The organism is Saccharicrinis aurantiacus, assembly GCF_947489045.1.
Lineage (GTDB): Bacteria > Bacteroidota > Bacteroidia > Bacteroidales > Marinilabiliaceae > Saccharicrinis > Saccharicrinis aurantiacus.
The window spans coordinates 99768-118674 of the sequence record NZ_CANLCN010000013.1; the positions used below are offsets into that span (position 1 = coordinate 99768).

Sequence of the window (18907 nt, forward strand, 5' to 3'; positions counted from 1 at the left end):
ATAAAAAAAGCTGCTATATGCAGCTTTTTTTATTTACCAGTTTATCTAATTACTGATACTTCCCTACTTTATCATCTATAGTTACATCATTATTCAATACCGATTGAATTTTAACATAGCACATCACTTTTTCTGAACCTGCTAAATAACAAGCATTCTGAACATCCTTCACGATATTCATCAACTCTGAATATTTTCCCTCCATCACTGTTTCAAAAGGAGTTACAATATATTTTACTCCTGAGTTTTGAATAATCTCAATGGCTTTATCAACCAAATCATAAGAGTCTTTAGTTTTTGAAACCGGTAACACTTGTACCGCAATATTTACAGTATTCTCATTTATATAATCTTTCATAAAGTATATCTTTTATTAATTTCTGTTCACAAACATATTAATAATCCACATCTTCTTTAACAAAAACGCAAAATCACTACATATAGGTATTGCCATACTAATAGTAGATGTGTATTTTTGTGGTTCTCACTAAACCATCAAAAAACATATTTTTGAATTCTTAATGAAGTTATCAGATTTACAAACAGGAGAGAGTGCAGTCATTGTAAAGGTTAAAGGCCATGGTGCCTTTAGAAAAAGAATCCTGGAGATGGGCTTTGTCAAAGGAAAAAAGGTTACCGTAATAAAAAACGCGCCCTTTAAAGATCCCATTGAGTATGAGATAATGGATTATAAAATCTCTTTACGAAGAAGCGAGGCCAATTTAGTAGAAATTGTTACTAAAGAAGATGCGCAACAAATACAAGAGACACCATTTTTCGGTACCATAAGCGATAAGATTCTCCAAGAAACCGCTTTAGAAAAAAGAAAATCAATAAACATAGCTTTAGTTGGAAACCCAAACTGTGGTAAAACAACACTCTTTAATTATGTAAGTGGTTCAAAAGAGCACGTAGGAAACTACAGTGGTGTTACTGTTGAATCAAAAAAAGCAAACTTTACACACAAAGGATACAAATTTAACATTGTTGATTTACCGGGAACCTACTCGGCATCAGCATACTCTCCTGAAGAATTATACGTTAGAAAACACATTATTGAAGAGTTACCTGATATTGTAGTAAACGTATTAGATACTTCAAACATTGAGCGTAACCTATTTTTAACTACCCAGCTTATTGACATGGATGTTAGAATTGTAGGTGCTTTAAACATGTTTGATGAGTTTGAGAAAAAAGGCGACAAATTTGAATATGAAAAACTAGGCGAAATGCTTGGTTTTAATTTTGTGCCAACCATTAGTTCTAAAAATAAAGGTCTTGATAAATTATTTGATAAAATTATTGATGTTTATGAAGATACAAACCATAACAAACGACATGTTAGAATTAACTATGGTAGAACAATTGAAGGTGCCATTGAAAAACTAAGCCAAGAATTTCAGCTTAGTGGAAATATACCAAACAACATATCGCATCGATTTTTAGCCATTAAATTGCTCGAACGCGACAAAGAACTATATGGGAAGTATCTAAATCAACCTATAAATAGTCACCTTAAGGAGATTACAGAAAAGGTTATTAAAGATATTGAAGAGGAATATAACGACACTTCGGAAACTATTATTACAGATGCCAAATATGGTTTTATTGCAGGTGCTTTAAAAGAAACTTATCAAGAAAGCTCTAAAACAAGGGTTCGCAGATCTGAACTAATTGATGCTTTCTTAACTCATAAATTATGGGGTTTTCCTATATTTTTATTCTTTATGTGGCTTATGTTTCAGAGTACCTTTACTTTGGGACAATATCCAATGAATTGGATTGAGTTAGGTGTTGAATCCTTAATGAACTTTCTAAACGGCATTATGCCCGATGGTTCGTTTAAAAGCTTACTGGTTGATGGCGTAATAAGTGGTATGGGAGGTGTAGTTGTTTTCCTTCCCAACATACTCATTCTGTTTTTCTTCATATCCTTTATGGAGGATTCTGGTTATATGTCGCGAGCCGCCTTTATTATGGATAAACTCATGCATAAAATGGGCTTGCATGGCAAATCTTTCATCCCATTAATAATGGGATTTGGTTGTAATGTGCCAGCGATTATGGCAACCCGAACCATTGAAGATAAAAGCAACAGATTGATTACAATTTTGATAAACCCATTTATGAGTTGTAGTGCAAGACTACCGGTTTACATATTGTTTTTAGCAGCGTTCTTCCCAGAACATTCTGGTACTTTGTTATTTGCCATATACGGACTTGGCATTTTACTAGCCATTATAATGGCAAATATTTTCAGACGATTTTTATTTCGCGAGAAGGACGTTCCGTTTGTAATGGAATTACCTCCTTACAGAATGCCTACTTTAAAAAGTACCATTAAGCACATGTGGAATAAAGGTGGCCAATACCTCAAAAAAGTAGGTAGCATAATTATGGTTGCCTCAATTATTATTTGGTTTTTGCACAATTATCCTAAAGATGTAGTTTTCTCTGAGGATTTTGAGGCTCAAAAAACAGAATTGAATAATCAGTTTGAGAAAGAGGTAAACTATAATGAACAAGAAAGTGATATTAACAGTTTTACTTTAGAACACAGCAAGCAAGTTAACGAAATAAACAAACGCATTACGCTTGAGAGACAAGCGCATTCGTATATTGGTAGAATTGGAAAGTTTATTGAACCAACCATTCGTCCGTTAGGGTTTGACTGGAAAATTGGGGTTAGCATACTCAGCGGTGTGGCAGCAAAAGAAGTGGTAATAAGTACCATGGCTGTAATTTACCAAGCTGATGCAGATGATGAAACCAACTCACTAACCACTAATATTAAGAATGCCGAAAATGCAGATGGCAGTAAAACATTTACTCCTATCGTTATTTTTAGTTTCTTAGTTTTTATCTTAATCTACTTCCCTTGTATTGGTGTTATTGCTACAATTAAACGAGAATCAGGCTCGTGGAAATGGGCCATATTTACAGTAGTATACACCACAGGCTTGGCATGGTTAATGTCGTTTGCCGTTTATCAAATAGGAAGTTTAATACTATAGTTATGATACAAAATATATTAACCGGAATTAGTGTTTTAGGAGCCTTTATTTACGTAGCTATTTCGTTTGGAAAAGTTATTTATAACAGCTTTATAAGCAAAACTAGTTTGAGCTGTGGCGGTGGATGTTCAGGATGCTCAGCTAAAACAGAATTACTTCAGGAGGTGAAAAAATCGCATAAATACGAATCGCGAAAGTGGGAAATCGCTAAAACAAAATCACATTAACAAGTTGATAACACAAATCAAAACTGAAAATTAGGATATTTGTATATGGCTTTTAAGAATTTAATAAAACGAGGTATTGCATTTTTATTGCTGGGCTTATTTTTAGTAAGTACTAGTGGTATGGTAATGTATTACCATTTCTGCCAATACTCTAACGAGGTTGTGGTAAGCGTTTATGTAGATTCTACTGCTGAGAGTTGTTCTGAATCAGCACATCATAAAATACACGAAGAGTTACACACGTGTGCTGACTGTTGCACTGTTCATGAAGAAGATAAGTGTTGTGATGATCACCAAACTAACAGCAAAACGGCTAAGTTGGATATTCCTCTTTCTTTTTCTAATGAGGAAATAGCTATTGAGCCTTCAACTCTCGAATTGCCATTTGAGAATATTAAATTAGAATTAAGAAGCGAGATTGTTACTCAAAACAATTCTCAGTATTACAATTTTAAGGAGCATAAACCTATTCCGATTTACGGTCGTGATTTGGTAACCTACCTGAATACATTTAAAGTTTACTGCTAATTACTTTATGAGGTAACACATGCTGTGTTACAGAAATACCAACATACTTCTATGGTTGGTATAACAACCTATGCATATAATTATGCGAAGGGGATATTCTATTTATTTTTTTCTGTATTACACTGATTTTAACGTAAAGTAATTTTAAAATTATTAATGGTAATAGTTGGTATTAGAGTGGGATTTGGCTTAGGGATAGAAGCGGCATCCTTTGTGAGCCCTTTTGGCGAAACAAAGATATAGCGAATAGCCCGCCCCACAGGGGAAGCCCCTAACAGGTTTCGAAAAACAGAGGAGATTTTAACCACATAAAATTTATTAGCGAGATGCTTAAATCTATTATAACATTGAGTATTGTACTTTTTTCGTTTTCGATATATGCCGAAGACTATAAAGGCAAGGTACTTGAGAAAAAAGACAATAAAGAATTGCCACTTATAGGTGTTAACGTTTATTGGGCGGGTAGTACAACGGGCTCAATTACAAATGCTGATGGCAAATTTGAGGTACCACATGCACCTGAAAATACAAACCTTTTGGTTTTTAGTTTTGTAGGTTACCAAAACGATACGCTAGAAATTAATAGCCATAAACCCATTACGGTTTATTTAAATCAGGGTGCCGATATTGAAGAGGTAACGGTTACACACAGAACGGCTGCACAGAGTATTTCAAAGCTTAGTCCGCGTATGGTGCAGAATATATCGGGTAAGGAGCTGGAACGCTGTGCTTGCTGTAATTTATCGGAAAGCTTTGAAACAAATGCTTCGGTTGATGTGGCTTTTGCCGATGCCGTTACTGGCGTGAAGCAAATTCAGCTTTTGGGATTATCGGGTCGATATTCGCAAATAGCTATGGGTAATATACCCACACTTAGGGGGGCCGAATCGGCATTTGGTTTAGAGTATTTTCCGGGTACATGGATGGAAGGTTTGCAGGTTTCGAAGGGAACGGCAGCCGTTAAAAATGGCTACGAATCAATTACTGGGCAAATTAATATTCAGTTAAAAGAACCTGATGGTAAGGAGCGTTTACATGTTTACACTTATGGGAATTTGGATGGCAAAGCGGAGCTAAACTTTGGATATTCTTTTGATTTAAATGAGAAATGGAGTACCTCGATAATGGCACATACCAATGGCAATTTCCGCGAAATGGATTTGAATAACGATGGTTTTTTGGATAAGCCGATGTCGCAGATGACCACTTTTATGAATCAGTGGAATTACGATAGCGATCACTTCAGTTCTAAGTTTGGTTTTTCATACCTCAACGAAAAAAGAGAAGGTGGACAGGTTGGATACAATCATAACAATTACGCGTTTAACGACAGCGATTTATACGGTATTTATGTTGATGTGGAACGTTTTTCGGCTTATGCCAAAAATGGTTATATATTCGATAGAGAGGCTACCAGCTTGGGTACAATATTTTCGTACAATTACTTTGATAGAAATTCGTATTATGGTAACGATACTTATGATGTGCTGCAACAGAATGCTTATGCCAACATTATTTTTCAATCGTATATTGGCGACACACGACATACCTACAACACGGGTTTAAGTGTGGTGTACGATAATAATGATGCTATTTACAATGGTTCGAGAGATAATGTGGGTTATGAAGAAACTACCACAGGTGTATTTGCAGAGTACAACTACATTCCGAGTGAGAACTTTTCTTTTTTAGCTGGTTTGCGTTACGATTATAGTACTTTACACGCCAGCTTTATAACGCCTCGTGTTCATGCTAAATACAATGCCTCGGAGCATATAACTTTTAGAGCTAGTGCCGGAAAGGGCTACAGAACACCTGATGCTATTGGTGAAAATTCGAAATACATGGCCAGTTCAAAATCTTTTTATTTTGATGAAAATTTAAAACAAGAGGAGGCTTGGAATTATGGACTAAGCATGGTAAGCGAGATACCTGTGGGTGAAAAGCATATTAATGTAAGTGTTGAGTATTATAGAACCGATTTTCAGAATCAGTTGATTGTAGATATGGATCAGAACACACACGAGATACATTTTTATAACTTAAATGGAGAATCGTTTTCAAATATTTACCAGATTGAAGCTAGTTACGAACTTTTTAATCGCTTTGACTTGAGTGCTGCTTACCGATATAACGATGTACAAAGTACTTATAATGGCGAATTGCAAGAAACCCCGTTTACCAATAAATACAAAGGCTTGATTTCGGCATCGTACCGAACTAATATGGATAAATGGCAATTTGATTTTACCGCGCAATTTAATGGCGATCAGCGTTTGCCGTCAACCCAAGATAATGCCATTGAAAATCAACGCGAAGATAGATCAGAAAGCTATGTGGTTTTATTAGCTCAAATTACCAAGAATTATAAAAATTGGAGTTTCTATGTTGGAGGCGAGAATTTAGGTAGTTACACTCAAAAAAATGCTATTATTGCTGCGGATAGTCCATTTGGATCTGATTTTGATGCCAGCAGAATTTATGCTCCTTTATATGGTGCAATGGCCTATGTAGGGGTTAAGTATATTATTGGAAAATAGACTTTAAGACATTAAAATAATAACTAATAAAATAATAAACCAATGAAAAATTTACTATTAGTATTACTATTTACACTTAGCGTTAACCTTGTTAGTGCAAAAGAAAAAGGAACTGTTAAACAAGTAACTTACGAGTGCAGTATTGATTGCCACGATTGTAAAGAAAAAATAATGAAGAATATTTCGTACGAGAAAGGCGTTAAGTCTATTCAAGTAGATATTCCTACCAAATTGGTTAAAATTAAATACCGCGACGATAAAACCGATAGCGATAAGCTTAAAAAAGCTCTTGAAAAGTTAGGTTACGAAACTAAAGTTGTACCAGCTAAAAAGGGGTAATTACAATACAAATTGAAAAAAGAGGCTGTCTCAATATAGAATGATTCATCCTCTTTTTTTGCCTTCCTTACTATGCTTGATAAAAATGGCACTAGCTTGAAAAAGCACAACAATAGTTTTTTGAAAACTGTTGTACCATTGATGTCTATCAATTATCCGTTCAAAATATCCCCATAAGGACTTCTGCTTTCTTTGGTAAATAATGAAGTAATTTTGGATGTTGGATTTACAATTCTCTCTGCTTCAGGATTCCATTTTAACGAACCCTCCCCTGAACGTACTAAAATATCACATAAATGGCTAATGGTATCCGATCGAATAGCCGATTCAATTGGACTAACTGTTGGCGTCCCATTTTTAATGGCCTCAATAAAATTTCGCATATGATCAGAACTTTTAACTAATCTAATATCACCTTCCGTAAATTGGTGATTTAGCCACTCGGGATTACTAACATGAACTCCTTTTCTATCAACACTCACCCAGCCTTTATTTCCAAAAAATGTGGTTCCATGTCCCATAAAAGGTCTATACTTGCTCACAATAGGCTTGGCAACATCGTAACTACAAAAGTGCATATCAACCCCATTGGCATACTTTGCATGAATATCCCAAGAATTCATGGTATTAAAAATGTTATCCTCGGCAAAGAAACTTCCTGTACCGGAGTATTCTATTGGACTCGTTTCATCAGTGTTATTTCCCCACTGAGCAATATCTAAAGGATGTGCGCCCCATCCTGCAACAAAACCAATAGCATAATCATCAATAAACCATGCGCCTTTATTTGAGGCCCTGACTTTTGAATACGGGCGTTTTAATGCTGGCCCTTGCCATAAATCGTAATCAAATCCTGTAGGAATAGCTTCCGCTTCAGTTGGTATAGGTGCAAAATTATTTTTACCACTATCGCACCACGCTTCAATACGCTCAAGTTTACCTATCACTTCATTTCGGGTAAGTTCACAGGCGTGCCTAAAATTCTTGCCCGAACGCTGTTGCGTGCCATATTGAAACACTACACCACTATCATTAATTGCCTCTCGTAGTTTCTGACCTTGCGGAATACTCAGTCCAACTGGTTTTTCAAGATACACATGCTTTCCCGCTTTAGCAGCAGCAATAGCGATTGGCACATGCCAATGGTCGGGTGTTGAAATAACAACAGCATCCACATCCTCTCTATCTAAAACATCTTGAAAATGATTATATGCCTTACATCCGTTATAAGATGTTAAACCTTTTTGCTTTGCATAAAACTCATTTACCTTTTGAGCTTTAACTGTTCTTCTATCTTCATACGGATCGCAAACAGCAACCAATTGAGCAATAGCTGCCAACTTTAGAACTCCCACAACATGGTTACTCCCCCGGCCACCAACACCGATTGAAGCCACGTTAACTTTTCCGTTAATCGATTTCTTTTTTGTATTACACGAACTAAAAATTGAAGGAATTATCGCAGTACTTGCTGCAATAATTCCGGTATTTCTAATAAAATTTCTTCTTGAAATATTCTTTCCGTTAATAGTCATATTAATTGTTCTTTATAATTAAATAGCACCTAGATTTTTCAAAAACTGAAAGCTTTTTAAAACAGCTTCTTCACCCGCAATTTCAAGGGTTGTATAACCATCAAAGCCCGATTTTACAAGTGCCTGATAAATGGATGTTATATCGATGACCCCATCACCCAAGGCGGTAGCTGACATGCCGCAACCATAAACTTTGCCTCTCTGCTCTATCATCTCCTCTGGCAGATCTTTCCAATGTACATGTTCAATTTTAGAACCTAGTTTCTCAATCATTTCTAAGGATTCCCCTCCTCCTAACCATAGGTTACCTGTATCTAGGTTAATACCTAAAGCATCGGAGTTACAACGGTCTAGTACATCACCCATCAAATCAACGGAATCAGTAATATGACCATGGGGTTCTAAAAGAATTTTAACGCCATAATCTTCGGCAAACTTTAAGGGTTCGTATAATTTTTCTGTTATTGAAAAGATCGATTCTGATACCGTAAGGTTCTTACCAAATGGTGTTTTAGCATCTCCTTCTGCTGTTATTACATGCTTAACTCCAATGGCACCCGCCATTTTTACCGCCTTAATTAATTGTGCAGTACCATAGCGCGATGGAGCTGTTGGATCTAACAAATTGGCATGCGCACAAATACTAGATAGGGCCAGGTCTCGCTCATGAAACATGCGTTTTACATCAAATGGATTGGCATCAAGGCTAGCCAAAGCGGTAAATCCATACTCGGCACCTAAACAAGCACCGTCCGAATTATCGGTTAAATCGGCACTTGAAAAGCCCCATTCCTTTATCTGATCGAGCTGCGCATCGAGTGTGCTAAAAGGGTTAATTAACGCAAAACATCCTACTTTAATTGCCATAGAAATAAATTTAAATTGATTTGAGTTTTAATAATAGAGCAGTAAAACTTAATAATTACTAATGGTTTACTGATGTAGATTTTTTATTGTAACACGTATTCATCATACATCTGCTGAATATGATGTTGGCTTAAGTCATTATTATTCACTAATAATCGATATTTTAGTGTGAATTTTTCTCCTTTTTTAAGTACAAGTTTGTTGCTAAACAGCACTGCCGGACTGAAATAATAAAAAGGCACTTCTGGATTGATTGTGGTATACCATTTATTGGGATGATTCATATTCTCAGGATGGTCGAGAATCACCAAAGATGCTGGCTTTCCTAATACACTCTTCATCTGAAAATTAATCCATTTTGAAGTGCTACCATGTAAATCATTCTGTTCTGATTTATCGTTAATAGCTATCACATTGCTCAGTTGGGTATTTAAACGCGCTGAAAAACCCGCATATCCACCAAAGGCTTTGCCCTTATCTTCACCCAAAATTGGTGTTCTATCCAAAACTACCTCATCCGCCATAGCGATGCTTGTACTTTGCCAATCGATATAATAATTTCCAGTTTCATCAGGAGGTGATACTTTTATGATACGATCTTCTTGCAGAATATCAGCTTCGCCTGATAAATGAAATCCAATACTTAATTTGAATTCAGCACCAAACTGCTTTGTTTTTGTATAGGATACTGTTTTTATCTCGGTAGTACCTTCTGATATACCTGTTTTGCGGTCTTCTTCCCAGTAGTTTATTCCATTAATATATTTCCAAGAGTGCCATATTCCTCTATGCCAAGGGTGATCTAATGGCCTAAGCGCTGTTAACAATGTTCCATCAGAAGTTGAAAGCGGATGAAAATAAGGCTTCCCCTCATCCACATCAAAATTGTATTGCCAAACTACCCTCTCGTTATTCATTAATGATAAACTACTTTTCTCTTTCTTCCAAGATAATTTGGTATAAGCGCTTGGAGCTTTAAGTTCATCTGGGATAGCTTGTTTTACCTTTCCGGTGGCGGCCCATTCTGCACCACGTAAAAGCAAGGTTTTAAACCCGATGTTTTTCATCACTTGCTCATTGTGCCCCAAAATCAGATTAAACGAACGCCCTTTTGCATAAGTACGCTCAAACATAACAGACTCCATTTTATCCATCCCCTTATTACTTTTAGGAGCAAATGCTTCGCCCAAAACATTACAAGTATTTGTATTATACATATTAACCCATAGCTCATCGTGAATAAAAAAGTTACTCATCCCTTTGGTAATAGGATGATTTACATCCCTAATATTCACTTCAAACTGGGCCATTTTACCATGCCTGGTTCCTTTTCGCCAACTAGCTCCAGATAATTCCTGAAAGGCATTCCAATCTGTATGCGCACTGCTAGCTGAATGGATAAAAAGAATACCACCTCCTTGCTTTATAAAATTAAGGATCGCACTTTTTGTTGTTTCAGACCACTTGCAATTCTGATTTGGAAAATCATTCCAATTACTCAATATAAGTTGGTAATCACTTAGCATGTCAGTATTTATTTGTTCGGGCTTCTCGGTAACAAGCACCTCAAACAACTGACTATTTGTAAGTATATTTTTAAGGGCTGGTGTAGTTTTTTTCCAGTTATGGTTATTATTTCCACTCAACAATAAAACTTTAATTTTCGACTTTGCTTCAACCTTTATTAAGGGTATCCCAATAAAAAACCAAATTAATATAAATGCAAAAAAACACTTCCTCATCGCGCTAAATACTTATGTGAATTTTGTTTAAAAATAAGAGATCCTAACACTTGTTATTTAATGTCTACAATTATAATTGTTTAGTGATACAAAATATTCCATTATCTTACACTGAAATATTTTACAACATCTATCATCCTATTCATGAACGATAATACACTTTACACATCTACCGATGGTATAATTCACAATCCCGATTCGTGTGAACCATTAGAGCAAGCATGGCTAAATAATGAGATAGAGTTGCAAGCTTTAAAGCGCGGAACGTATGCCGGATATCCATTAAATGACAATGATCTTACAAGCATAAAAAATATCGGTTATTGGAATGCAAGTAAAAAACAAATTTGGGGTTTAGATTGGCATAGAAATGAAGGTATTGAAATTTGCTTTTTAGAAACTGGAAGTCTTGAATTTGAACTTAACCAACACATCCATCATCTAAGTCCAAATACCTTAACCATAACACGCCCTTGGATTCCTCACAGATTGGGTAACCCTAATATTGACTCAAGTAAATTACATTGGTTTATTATTGATGTTGAAGTGCGCCAACCGCATCAAGAATGGATTTGGCCTGATTGGATTATTCTCAATAAAGAAAACCTCAATACGCTCACTAACATCCTTAGAAGAAATGAACAGCCTGTTTGGAAGGTTGGGCCCGAAATAAAAAAGTGCTTTGTACAAATTGGCCATCATATAAAAGAAAACAAAAAAGCGTTTTTAGACTCTAAAATTAAAATCCTCATTAATGAGATACTTATTCTGCTTTTAGAGTTATTTACACAAGAAAAGCCCCTATTGAATGATTCACTTATTAAAAGCCAACGAAGTGTGGCTATATTTCTTAAGGATTTAGATTCGATGCTAACAGAACCTTGGAGCTTAAAAAAGATGGCTGAATATTGTGGCCTTGGGAGTACGCAATTCTCAAAGTATTGTCACGAAATTACCAACTCAACACCTATGAACTACCTTACTCAATTAAGAATAAAAAAGGCCCGCGATCTTATTATTCAGCATACCAATAAATCAATAACCGAAATTGCTTTCGATTGTGGTTTCTCTTCGAATCAATACTTTACACAAGTTTTTAAGAAACATTATAAAATAGCTCCTATGGAATATAGAATAAGTAAGTTAGGAACTGAAAAATAGGCATTCCGCCCTTACTTACTAATATATTAACCTATACCTTAATAAACTTAACTAAGCGCTTATTATCAATAATAATATAGTACATACCCGCTATTAATGCGCTCACATCAATACTATTAGAATTTACAAATCCATTTACAATTGGATTGCCACTTGCGTTATAGATGGTATAATTGTTACTATAACTACTGTTGCTAAAGTGCAATTTATCCCCTGTTACTGGGTTCGGGTATAATTGAATTGTTTCATATTTATGGCTAGCAATACCGTTATCCATAGGATTAATCCAACAAGTATCACTGATTACTTCATCCCCTTTATTGATAAAAGCCACAATACCCACTTTATCTTCCTTTAGCAAAGTCACTTCGCCTGTGTTAGATACTGTTGCGATATCTTCATTTAATGATTTCCACATGGGTGTTATTGGCGTAATCCCCAAGGGATACACATTACAGTTTAAATTAATTTTCTTGTTTAACTCTACATTAGTGTCAATTTGTTTTATGGCAATACTGTCAACTTCACCAATTTTTGATGTATTTATTAAAGCAGTATAAGTACCTGATGATTCGCACGAGCACCACACTCTGTTAGGATTTCCTGTATCAAAAGCAATAGCCCCAATCATCATACTTCCGCGACCCGTATTAAATTTCGTCCAAGCACTATTATTGTTTTCAGAACCTCCGCTTAAGGAATAAAAAGTACCTGCATCCTTTTTACTATTTCCTGTGGATTCACGCGTAACTACTAAAATATGCTCTGCATTATTCGGACTTGTTCTCACTATTGATGCAAATGGATGTTCAAATATCTTTTGCCAATCTGAAACCGTATAATTTCCGTTTGCTTTATAGTCGGCAACCCAAACACCGCCTTCGCCCCAATTTGAAACATCACTTTCGCCTCCGCCAGCTATAAATATTTTACTACCCATTCCATCATTTGTATGAATCCAAACATCCCATAAAGATTTTATCCCTTCAGGAATTAATATTTCAGACCATTGAGCACTCGCATTCGCTGTTCGGTAAAGTCCTCCTTCTACCCAACCTGATTCTCCTGCCGGAGCACGATATCTTTTTACGGCAGCATATAAACAATCCTCATCCGAAGGGTCCATAATTAATGCTTTTACACTGGCACTATTATTTCCTCGCGTTAAGCCCGAAGCATTTCTACCTCCTGCTGTTTTTGGCAAACCGCTATTCATACACATCCAGGTGCGTCCTTCATCATTACTCTTATAAATGCCTTTTTGAGAATCCGGATTAAAAATTTTCACCTGCCCCATTGGCCGATTATCTGTATCAATAATTTCAGCAATGGCATACATGGTCTTTCCGTCTGAAGCAATACGCAAATCAGACCAATACGCACACTTCATGTTTGAAACAATTGTGGTATTGGGCACTTCAATTGGTTCTCCCATTATTTCGTGTTCAGTTTCACCTACAGTACATTTACTAATATCTCCCGTGCGGGTAGACATATAATAAAATATATTAGGATCTGTAGGATGACTAGCCAATGTGGATGGCGATAAAATTGGCTGACCAGGAGCCCACTTGGGACCTATATCTATTAGCTCAGGTACGCGTTTTACGCCTACAATACCCGGATAATCAGGATGCGTTTGCGTAGTAGACTTATAAGCAGAAGCTTCGTATTGAAGTAAAAACATTTCTCCTGGGCGGTGAATATCAGGCACAACCGAAAATGCACCTGTATTGGCATTACCATGTCCGTAAAACAAATCACCATCTTGTGTATTATCTAGGCTAAGCCATTCATCCTCATCAGCATTATACTTTATAGTTAAATATCCCTTAATGGCACTTGCATACAAGGTTCCGTCAACAGCAATAGCCATTGAACGCACTCCACGCTTGCCGTAATTAACAAAGTCGGGGAATTTTTTATCATGCACACCAATTTCAACATTCTTATTTAAATGCTCAGGCTGTTTATCTTTCCAATACGCATCATTGGTAAAACCATTACCTGGGCGTAAAGCAGCATACCAACTATTGCCTCCATCTTTAGAAGCCCATACAGATCCTGTGATGAGTTTAGCTATAGTACCTCCCCATACAGACATGTAAACTTTATTAGGGTCTGTGGGATCGCATATTATATCAGCATAATCATGCAAATATGACTCTGGTATTCCAACCAATTCCTCTTCGCCATTTGAATAGCCAAACCAAGCCTTTACCATTGATCTGTAATGCGTTTTATTAATATCTAAGGTCGATAAATCAATGTGTAGGCCTTCCGTTTTATCAAGCCATCCAGAATTAAGGGTAGCTATTTCGGGAGTAGTACTTTTAAAAACACCTCCATCTGATAAAAGTATATTATCAACTACCTGATAGGTTGTCTGCTTCAAAACAAAAACACTCAAGACACTACCGTCCCATTGAAAATCGGCTCTTGAACATCCCGCTGATATTTTTAACCAAGCTGCAGATGCATTATCCTTTCGGTAAAAACCTGTTGAAGTAGCAGCAAATAGCATCTCAGGGTAGTTTTCAGTATCGGGATGACAAAATAAATCAAATACTGCCGATTGTGCATCCATTCCATTGTCCGACACAGCTTCAATGGTTCTTGAGTTTGTAGTAATGTTAGTAATTTTCCAAACCTTGGGCTGGTTAACATCAATATTAGTGAGTGGGTTTGTATTTACCCCCGTACGAAGGTATCTGTTAGCAAGTCCATTGGCCACATACCATGTTCCCCCTTCTGTGGGATGCGCTGCTGCAGTATACCAAACAGAGTTTGGCTCTTCACCAGATGCGTAATCGTTTATGGTACTAAATGACTTCCCACCATTGGTGCTAAATTGAATGTCTTTCTGACGCAAATTCAAAACAATATTATTGTCCTTAAAATCGCTCATCACACATTCATCACTTAAGGTATTGCGCCAATTCCATACTCCATCAAATGGGATAATACTCTCCCAATGTTTTCCACCATCGTTAGATAAATAATCATTACCCATATCGGGTGCTACCCACACTTTTAAAGGATCAACTGCATCGGTGTAAATGGCGCGGTTACTCCCTGCCATTCCGGGAGCCACTTGTCGCCAAACTCCTGAAACATCTTGGTTGTAATGCGGTAAATCCTCAAGATTAACTTGAGCATGAACAATACTGAAAATGTTGGGCAATAGCATTGCTAAAGATAAATAGAGTAGTTTTAGAGTTCTTTTCATGGGAAATATTTTTTCGTATTAATTATGGCTCTGTATCTCAAGCACAATAACATTCGCTTTTTCTTTCTTCAAGAAGTATATTTTTAAATTATTTAGCTCGTACTATGTCCTAGTTAAATTTATCAAGCTCATGTTCCCAAAAATGGAGAACTAACGAATATTTATTCGCAATAATACTTCCTGATGATTCAAAGCTTTAAATATTTAAAAAAATAATTGAGGGATATTTTTTATTGATAAGAGTGGTAAATATTCCATTTAAAAAAGAAATGCCTATTGTATATTAATACTATAGTCTGGTTTATACAGCATTAATCAAATCATTAAGGTGCAGATACAGCTTGCCCTTAATGTTAAATGTATACACAAAATGCAAATGAAGCTTGCCCTTAAAGTAAACACATGCCTAAAGTTGAAATGAGCCTTGCCCTTGAGTTAACAGGGCATATTTAGCAAAAAAAGTGCTTGCCCTTAATGTAAACGCATGCCTAAAGTGGAAAAGAGCCTTGCCCTTGAGTTAACAGGGCATATTTAGCAAAAAAGGTGCTTGCCCTTAATGTAAATGCATGCCTAAAGTTGAAATGAGCCCTGCCCTTGAGTTAACAGGACATATTTAGGAAAAAAAGGTACTTGCCCTTAATGTAAATGAGCCCTTACAGCTTAAACTAGCTTGCCTACGGACTTTATTTGATGCCTTATGGCTCAATTTCCGTAAATATCTTACTAAACTTTGCGTGTATTGGGGCCGATATGCTGAGTGCTTCATTACTAATGGGGTGTTTAAACTCAATTTTAAGCGCATGCAAGTATAAACCCTTCCCCTTAAGGGCTAAATTTTCCTTGGCATAAAGTAAGTCGCCCAAAATAGGATTCCCAATATGTAACATATGCTTGCGCAACTGATGCCTTCTGCCTGTATGCGGTTCTAACTGAACCAAATTCAATTGCGCAAAACGAGGCGATGCTACACTTTGAATAACTTTGTAAGTGGAGTGCGAGGGCTTTTCGTCCACCGGCTCTTTTATTTCGCCACATGCTGATGGCATTGCTCCAATGGTGATGGCTAAATAGTATTTCTGAATTTCTTTGCGTTCAAACATCTTACTGAGCGCAATTACCATGCTCGCCGTTTTTGCAACCATCAGAACTCCGCTAGTGGGATAATCCAATCGGTGCACCGGTTGTGCTCGGTTTAAAGCATCTGATAAATTACTTTTTGAAATGTGATTGGATAGAGCATTTTCGAGCGTCCACTTTTTATTGCCGCTTACCTCAATTCCTGCAGGTTTATTAATTACAGCAAAATATTCATCTTGAAAAAGAACCTGAAGGGGAATATCAATTACTGGTTTGGGTTTTGATAATAAGGGTTCGAGCAGTTGAATACGCTCGCCACCGCTAACAAAATCGGATGTTTTTCCAATTTTACCATTCAATAGAACTTGATTCCTCTTGATGGCTTTTTTTATCCCACTATTAGTGGGATAAGTTTTAAACCTACCCAAAACATATTCAGATAAACGTTGCTTATCTGATAATATTTCAACTATGTGGGTTTCTATTATATTTTGTTTCGAAGCTTCGATAATTATGAGATTACACCTGAACCTATCAACTCATCCTCAACATACCAGGCGGCAAACTGCCCCGGAGCAATACCTCGCTGTGGCTGATCAAATACCACATACATACCATCCTCACGGCGATGAATGATCCCCTCCTGCAAAGGCTGACGGTAACGAATTCGTATTTGTAATCTTCGACTTTCTCCTACCTTTAATTCTTCATCAGGGCGAATCCAATGCAATTCATCTTTATCAACCTTTAAAACTTGTCGGTATAAACCTGGGGTTTGCTTACCCATACCAACGTATATTTGATTGTAATCGATATTTGTACCTATAATAAAAAGCGGCTCAGGAAAACCACCAATATTTAAACCTTTACGCTGACCAATGGTATAGAAATGCGCACCTCCGTGCTCACCAACTTTTGTACCATATTTAGGATGAAACATAAAAGGCTTCGATAACTCTTCTAATACCTCATCAGTAGGGTTATCAATGGCTTGCTGCCAATCTCTTTTGTAAAGATCAGAATCATTATCAATTAAAAAAACCTTCCCTTTTTTAGAAGTTAACTTTTGCTGTAAGAACACTGGCAAGTCAACCTTACCCACAAAACAAATTCCTTGTGAGTCTTTTTTATGCGCTGTAATTAAGTTCAACTCATTGGCAATTCGGCGTACTTCGGGCTTTACAATATCTCCAACAGGAAACAATGCCTTAGACAATTGCTGCTGCGATAACTGACAAAGGAAATAACTCTGGTCTTTATTGTTATCGCTACCTGCCAATAAACGATGGTATTCTTGTCCATCTTTCATAATGGTTTCCTTACGGCAATAGTGACCCGTAGCTACATAATCAGCACCTAATTCAAAGGCTTTATCTAAAAAAACATCAAACTTAATTTCTCTATTACAAAGCACATCGGGGTTTGGCGTTCTACCTTTCTCGTACTCGCTAAACATATAATCGACCACACGCGCTCTGTACTGCTCACTTAAATCGACAAAGTGAAAAGGAATATCGAGCTTTTTAGCTACTGACATGGCATCAAAACGATCTTCAAGCCATGGGCAATCCGACTCAAGCAAACCAGTTGTATCGTGCCAGTTTTTCATAAACAAGCCTATAACTTCATACCCCTGCTCCTTAAGCACGTACGCTGCAACACTTGAATCAACACCACCTGATAAACCTATAACTACCTTCTTCTTTTCCATGAACTTTACTTCTTTATTCTGATAATAAGCCATTAACAAACCAATACAACATGTACCTGTTTGAGAATTAGCGCACAAAGATACAATAATTGAACCAATTACAATCAGCAAGCTATATAAAAGAAAAAGCTTGCTCTAGAATACTAGCAGCAAGCTTTTTATTATCTTTTAAAAATAAGGATACTATTATTGAAGGTATGCAGCTACTTCCATGGCCGACTTTTGGTTAACCTCCAATGCCAATGTTTTATGATTTACTAAATCTACAATTGTTCCTATAAAACACAAACCTCCTGTAAAGAAATACAATAATCCCATTCCAATTTGATTTGCATAAAAACGATGAATGCCTGAAAAACAAACAAATCCGGCTAAAGCCAATAACAAAAACGTTTGTGGATCTTTTCTGCGTACACGATACACATTAGCAAAACTTTTAATTTGCTCATCGTCTTTGTCTTTTAACAAGTTATCTATGAACAGAGCTTCTTCAAGATCAACTTCAGGTAATAAGTTAATAATTTTCATGTTTTTTTTAATTGTTTAAAGTCCGCATAAAACAACCCAAACTTAAATACAAGCACCAACAAGTGCTCAATGGCTTAGAATTATTTCACGATGGTCTGTTTATTTATAAATAATGGGTTTTGCCTAAAAATAATAAAAATACGATACAATAACATAAGAATTGCAAAAGCTCCCAAGGGATGATAACTAAAGGCTTGCAAAAAATCGCCTCTTAATGTACTCGATATGGAATGACCGATACCACAACCCGGACAAAAGTCGAAACCTAAATTGCTTAATAAACAAAAGGTATAATGCTGCTCTGCCGTCGGATCCATATTAGCCAAACTTATCAGCGCTACTATCCAAATCAGTGCTTCAAGGTGAAAGCGCTTAGGTGTAAATTGTAGGTTACTTAATGTCATTTTTG

Annotated in this window: 15 protein-coding genes; 6 read left to right on the top strand and 9 right to left on the bottom strand. The window is 36.4% G+C overall.

Translation table 11 applies throughout. The annotated features are described in order from the left end of the window. Window positions 1-49: 49 nt before the first annotated feature. Complete coding sequence (locus QMO11_RS15025; protein WP_282038038.1) at window positions 50-358, bottom strand: thiamine-binding protein; 309 nt, start codon at window positions 356-358, stop codon at window positions 50-52. 163 nt (window positions 359-521) lie between these two features. On the opposite strand from QMO11_RS15025, the gene feoB reads away from it, so the two are divergent. The 5 genes from feoB to QMO11_RS15050 all read left to right on the top strand — a co-directional run bounded on the left by feoB (window position 522) and on the right by QMO11_RS15050 (window position 6648). After that, window positions 522-3014 carry a ferrous iron transport protein B gene (feoB, locus tag QMO11_RS15030; protein ID WP_282038039.1) on the top strand — a complete coding sequence of 831 codons (2493 nt, stop codon included), beginning with the start codon at window positions 522-524 and terminating at the stop codon, window positions 3012-3014. Between the two features lie 2 nt (window positions 3015-3016). Beyond that, on the top strand, window positions 3017-3241 hold the full coding sequence (locus QMO11_RS15035) for a FeoB-associated Cys-rich membrane protein (RefSeq protein ID WP_282038040.1): 225 nt from the start codon (window positions 3017-3019) through the stop codon (window positions 3239-3241). Between the two features lie 45 nt (window positions 3242-3286). Then, on the top strand, window positions 3287-3769 hold the full coding sequence (locus QMO11_RS15040) for an HYC_CC_PP family protein (protein ID WP_282038041.1): 483 nt from the start codon (window positions 3287-3289) through the stop codon (window positions 3767-3769). A 326-nt stretch (window positions 3770-4095) separates the two neighbouring features. After that, window positions 4096-6309: a TonB-dependent receptor gene (locus QMO11_RS15045; protein WP_282038042.1), complete on the top strand. Its 2214-nt coding sequence runs from the start codon at window positions 4096-4098 to the stop codon at window positions 6307-6309. Window positions 6310-6351: 42 nt separating this feature from the next. Next, window positions 6352-6648, top strand: coding sequence for a heavy-metal-associated domain-containing protein (locus tag QMO11_RS15050; RefSeq protein ID WP_075601761.1), 297 nt, complete (start codon window positions 6352-6354; stop codon window positions 6646-6648). Window positions 6649-6800: 152 nt separating this feature from the next. Here the strand turns inward: QMO11_RS15050 and QMO11_RS15055 are convergent, their stop codons facing one another. The 3 genes from QMO11_RS15055 to QMO11_RS15065 all read right to left on the bottom strand — a co-directional run bounded on the left by QMO11_RS15055 (window position 6801) and on the right by QMO11_RS15065 (window position 10792). Further along, window positions 6801-8183 carry a Gfo/Idh/MocA family protein gene (locus QMO11_RS15055; RefSeq protein WP_282038043.1) on the bottom strand — a complete coding sequence of 461 codons (1383 nt, stop codon included), beginning with the start codon at window positions 8181-8183 and terminating at the stop codon, window positions 6801-6803. Between the two features lie 18 nt (window positions 8184-8201). Next, on the bottom strand, window positions 8202-9050 hold the full coding sequence (locus QMO11_RS15060; protein WP_282038044.1) for a sugar phosphate isomerase/epimerase family protein: 849 nt from the start codon (window positions 9048-9050) through the stop codon (window positions 8202-8204). 83 nt (window positions 9051-9133) lie between these two features. Continuing rightward, a complete protein-coding gene (locus QMO11_RS15065) occupies window positions 9134-10792 on the bottom strand; it encodes a DUF6807 family protein (protein WP_282038045.1) in 1659 nt (552 codons plus the stop codon). Window positions 10793-10936: 144 nt separating this feature from the next. Between QMO11_RS15065 and QMO11_RS15070 the strand changes: the two genes are divergently transcribed. After that, window positions 10937-11953 (top strand): AraC family transcriptional regulator, encoded by a 1017-nt coding sequence (locus QMO11_RS15070; RefSeq protein ID WP_282038046.1) that lies wholly within the window; start codon window positions 10937-10939, stop codon window positions 11951-11953. Window positions 11954-11984: 31 nt separating this feature from the next. Here the strand turns inward: QMO11_RS15070 and QMO11_RS15075 are convergent, their stop codons facing one another. The 5 genes from QMO11_RS15075 to QMO11_RS15095 form a co-directional block, all read right to left on the bottom strand. Next, window positions 11985-15182 (bottom strand): T9SS type A sorting domain-containing protein, encoded by a 3198-nt coding sequence (locus QMO11_RS15075; RefSeq protein ID WP_282038047.1) that lies wholly within the window; start codon window positions 15180-15182, stop codon window positions 11985-11987. Window positions 15183-15877: 695 nt separating this feature from the next. Continuing rightward, the gene (locus QMO11_RS15080) at window positions 15878-16687 is read right to left on the bottom strand and encodes an RluA family pseudouridine synthase (RefSeq protein ID WP_282038048.1); all 810 of its coding nucleotides are present in this window, start codon (window positions 16685-16687) and stop codon (window positions 15878-15880) included. An 83-nt stretch (window positions 16688-16770) separates the two neighbouring features. After that, the gene (gene mnmA / locus QMO11_RS15085) at window positions 16771-18003 is read right to left on the bottom strand and encodes a tRNA 2-thiouridine(34) synthase MnmA (protein ID WP_282038049.1); all 1233 of its coding nucleotides are present in this window, start codon (window positions 18001-18003) and stop codon (window positions 16771-16773) included. Window positions 18004-18156: 153 nt separating this feature from the next. Continuing rightward, window positions 18157-18498, bottom strand: a complete 342-nt coding sequence (locus QMO11_RS15090) for a TM2 domain-containing protein (protein WP_075601754.1) — start codon at window positions 18496-18498, stop codon at window positions 18157-18159. A gap of 80 nt (window positions 18499-18578) precedes the next feature. After that, window positions 18579-18902: a DUF2752 domain-containing protein gene (locus QMO11_RS15095; RefSeq protein ID WP_075601753.1), complete on the bottom strand. Its 324-nt coding sequence runs from the start codon at window positions 18900-18902 to the stop codon at window positions 18579-18581. Window positions 18903-18907 lie beyond the last annotated feature (5 nt).

Coding starts and splice junctions, on each gene's coding strand:
- QMO11_RS15025 (WP_282038038.1), bottom strand. CDS start 358: ATGAAAGATTATATAAATGAGAATACTGTAAATATTGCGGTACAAGTG.
- feoB (WP_282038039.1), top strand. CDS start 522: ATGAAGTTATCAGATTTACAAACAGGAGAGAGTGCAGTCATTGTAAAG.
- QMO11_RS15035 (WP_282038040.1), top strand. CDS start 3,017: ATGATACAAAATATATTAACCGGAATTAGTGTTTTAGGAGCCTTTATT.
- QMO11_RS15040 (WP_282038041.1), top strand. CDS start 3,287: ATGGCTTTTAAGAATTTAATAAAACGAGGTATTGCATTTTTATTGCTG.
- QMO11_RS15045 (WP_282038042.1), top strand. CDS start 4,096: ATGCTTAAATCTATTATAACATTGAGTATTGTACTTTTTTCGTTTTCG.
- QMO11_RS15050 (WP_075601761.1), top strand. CDS start 6,352: ATGAAAAATTTACTATTAGTATTACTATTTACACTTAGCGTTAACCTT.
- QMO11_RS15055 (WP_282038043.1), bottom strand. CDS start 8,183: ATGACTATTAACGGAAAGAATATTTCAAGAAGAAATTTTATTAGAAAT.
- QMO11_RS15060 (WP_282038044.1), bottom strand. CDS start 9,050: ATGGCAATTAAAGTAGGATGTTTTGCGTTAATTAACCCTTTTAGCACA.
- QMO11_RS15065 (WP_282038045.1), bottom strand. CDS start 10,792: ATGAGGAAGTGTTTTTTTGCATTTATATTAATTTGGTTTTTTATTGGG.
- QMO11_RS15070 (WP_282038046.1), top strand. CDS start 10,937: ATGAACGATAATACACTTTACACATCTACCGATGGTATAATTCACAAT.
- QMO11_RS15075 (WP_282038047.1), bottom strand. CDS start 15,182: ATGAAAAGAACTCTAAAACTACTCTATTTATCTTTAGCAATGCTATTG.
- mnmA (WP_282038049.1), bottom strand. CDS start 18,003: ATGGCTTATTATCAGAATAAAGAAGTAAAGTTCATGGAAAAGAAGAAG.
- QMO11_RS15090 (WP_075601754.1), bottom strand. CDS start 18,498: ATGAAAATTATTAACTTATTACCTGAAGTTGATCTTGAAGAAGCTCTG.
- QMO11_RS15095 (WP_075601753.1), bottom strand. CDS start 18,902: ATGACATTAAGTAACCTACAATTTACACCTAAGCGCTTTCACCTTGAA.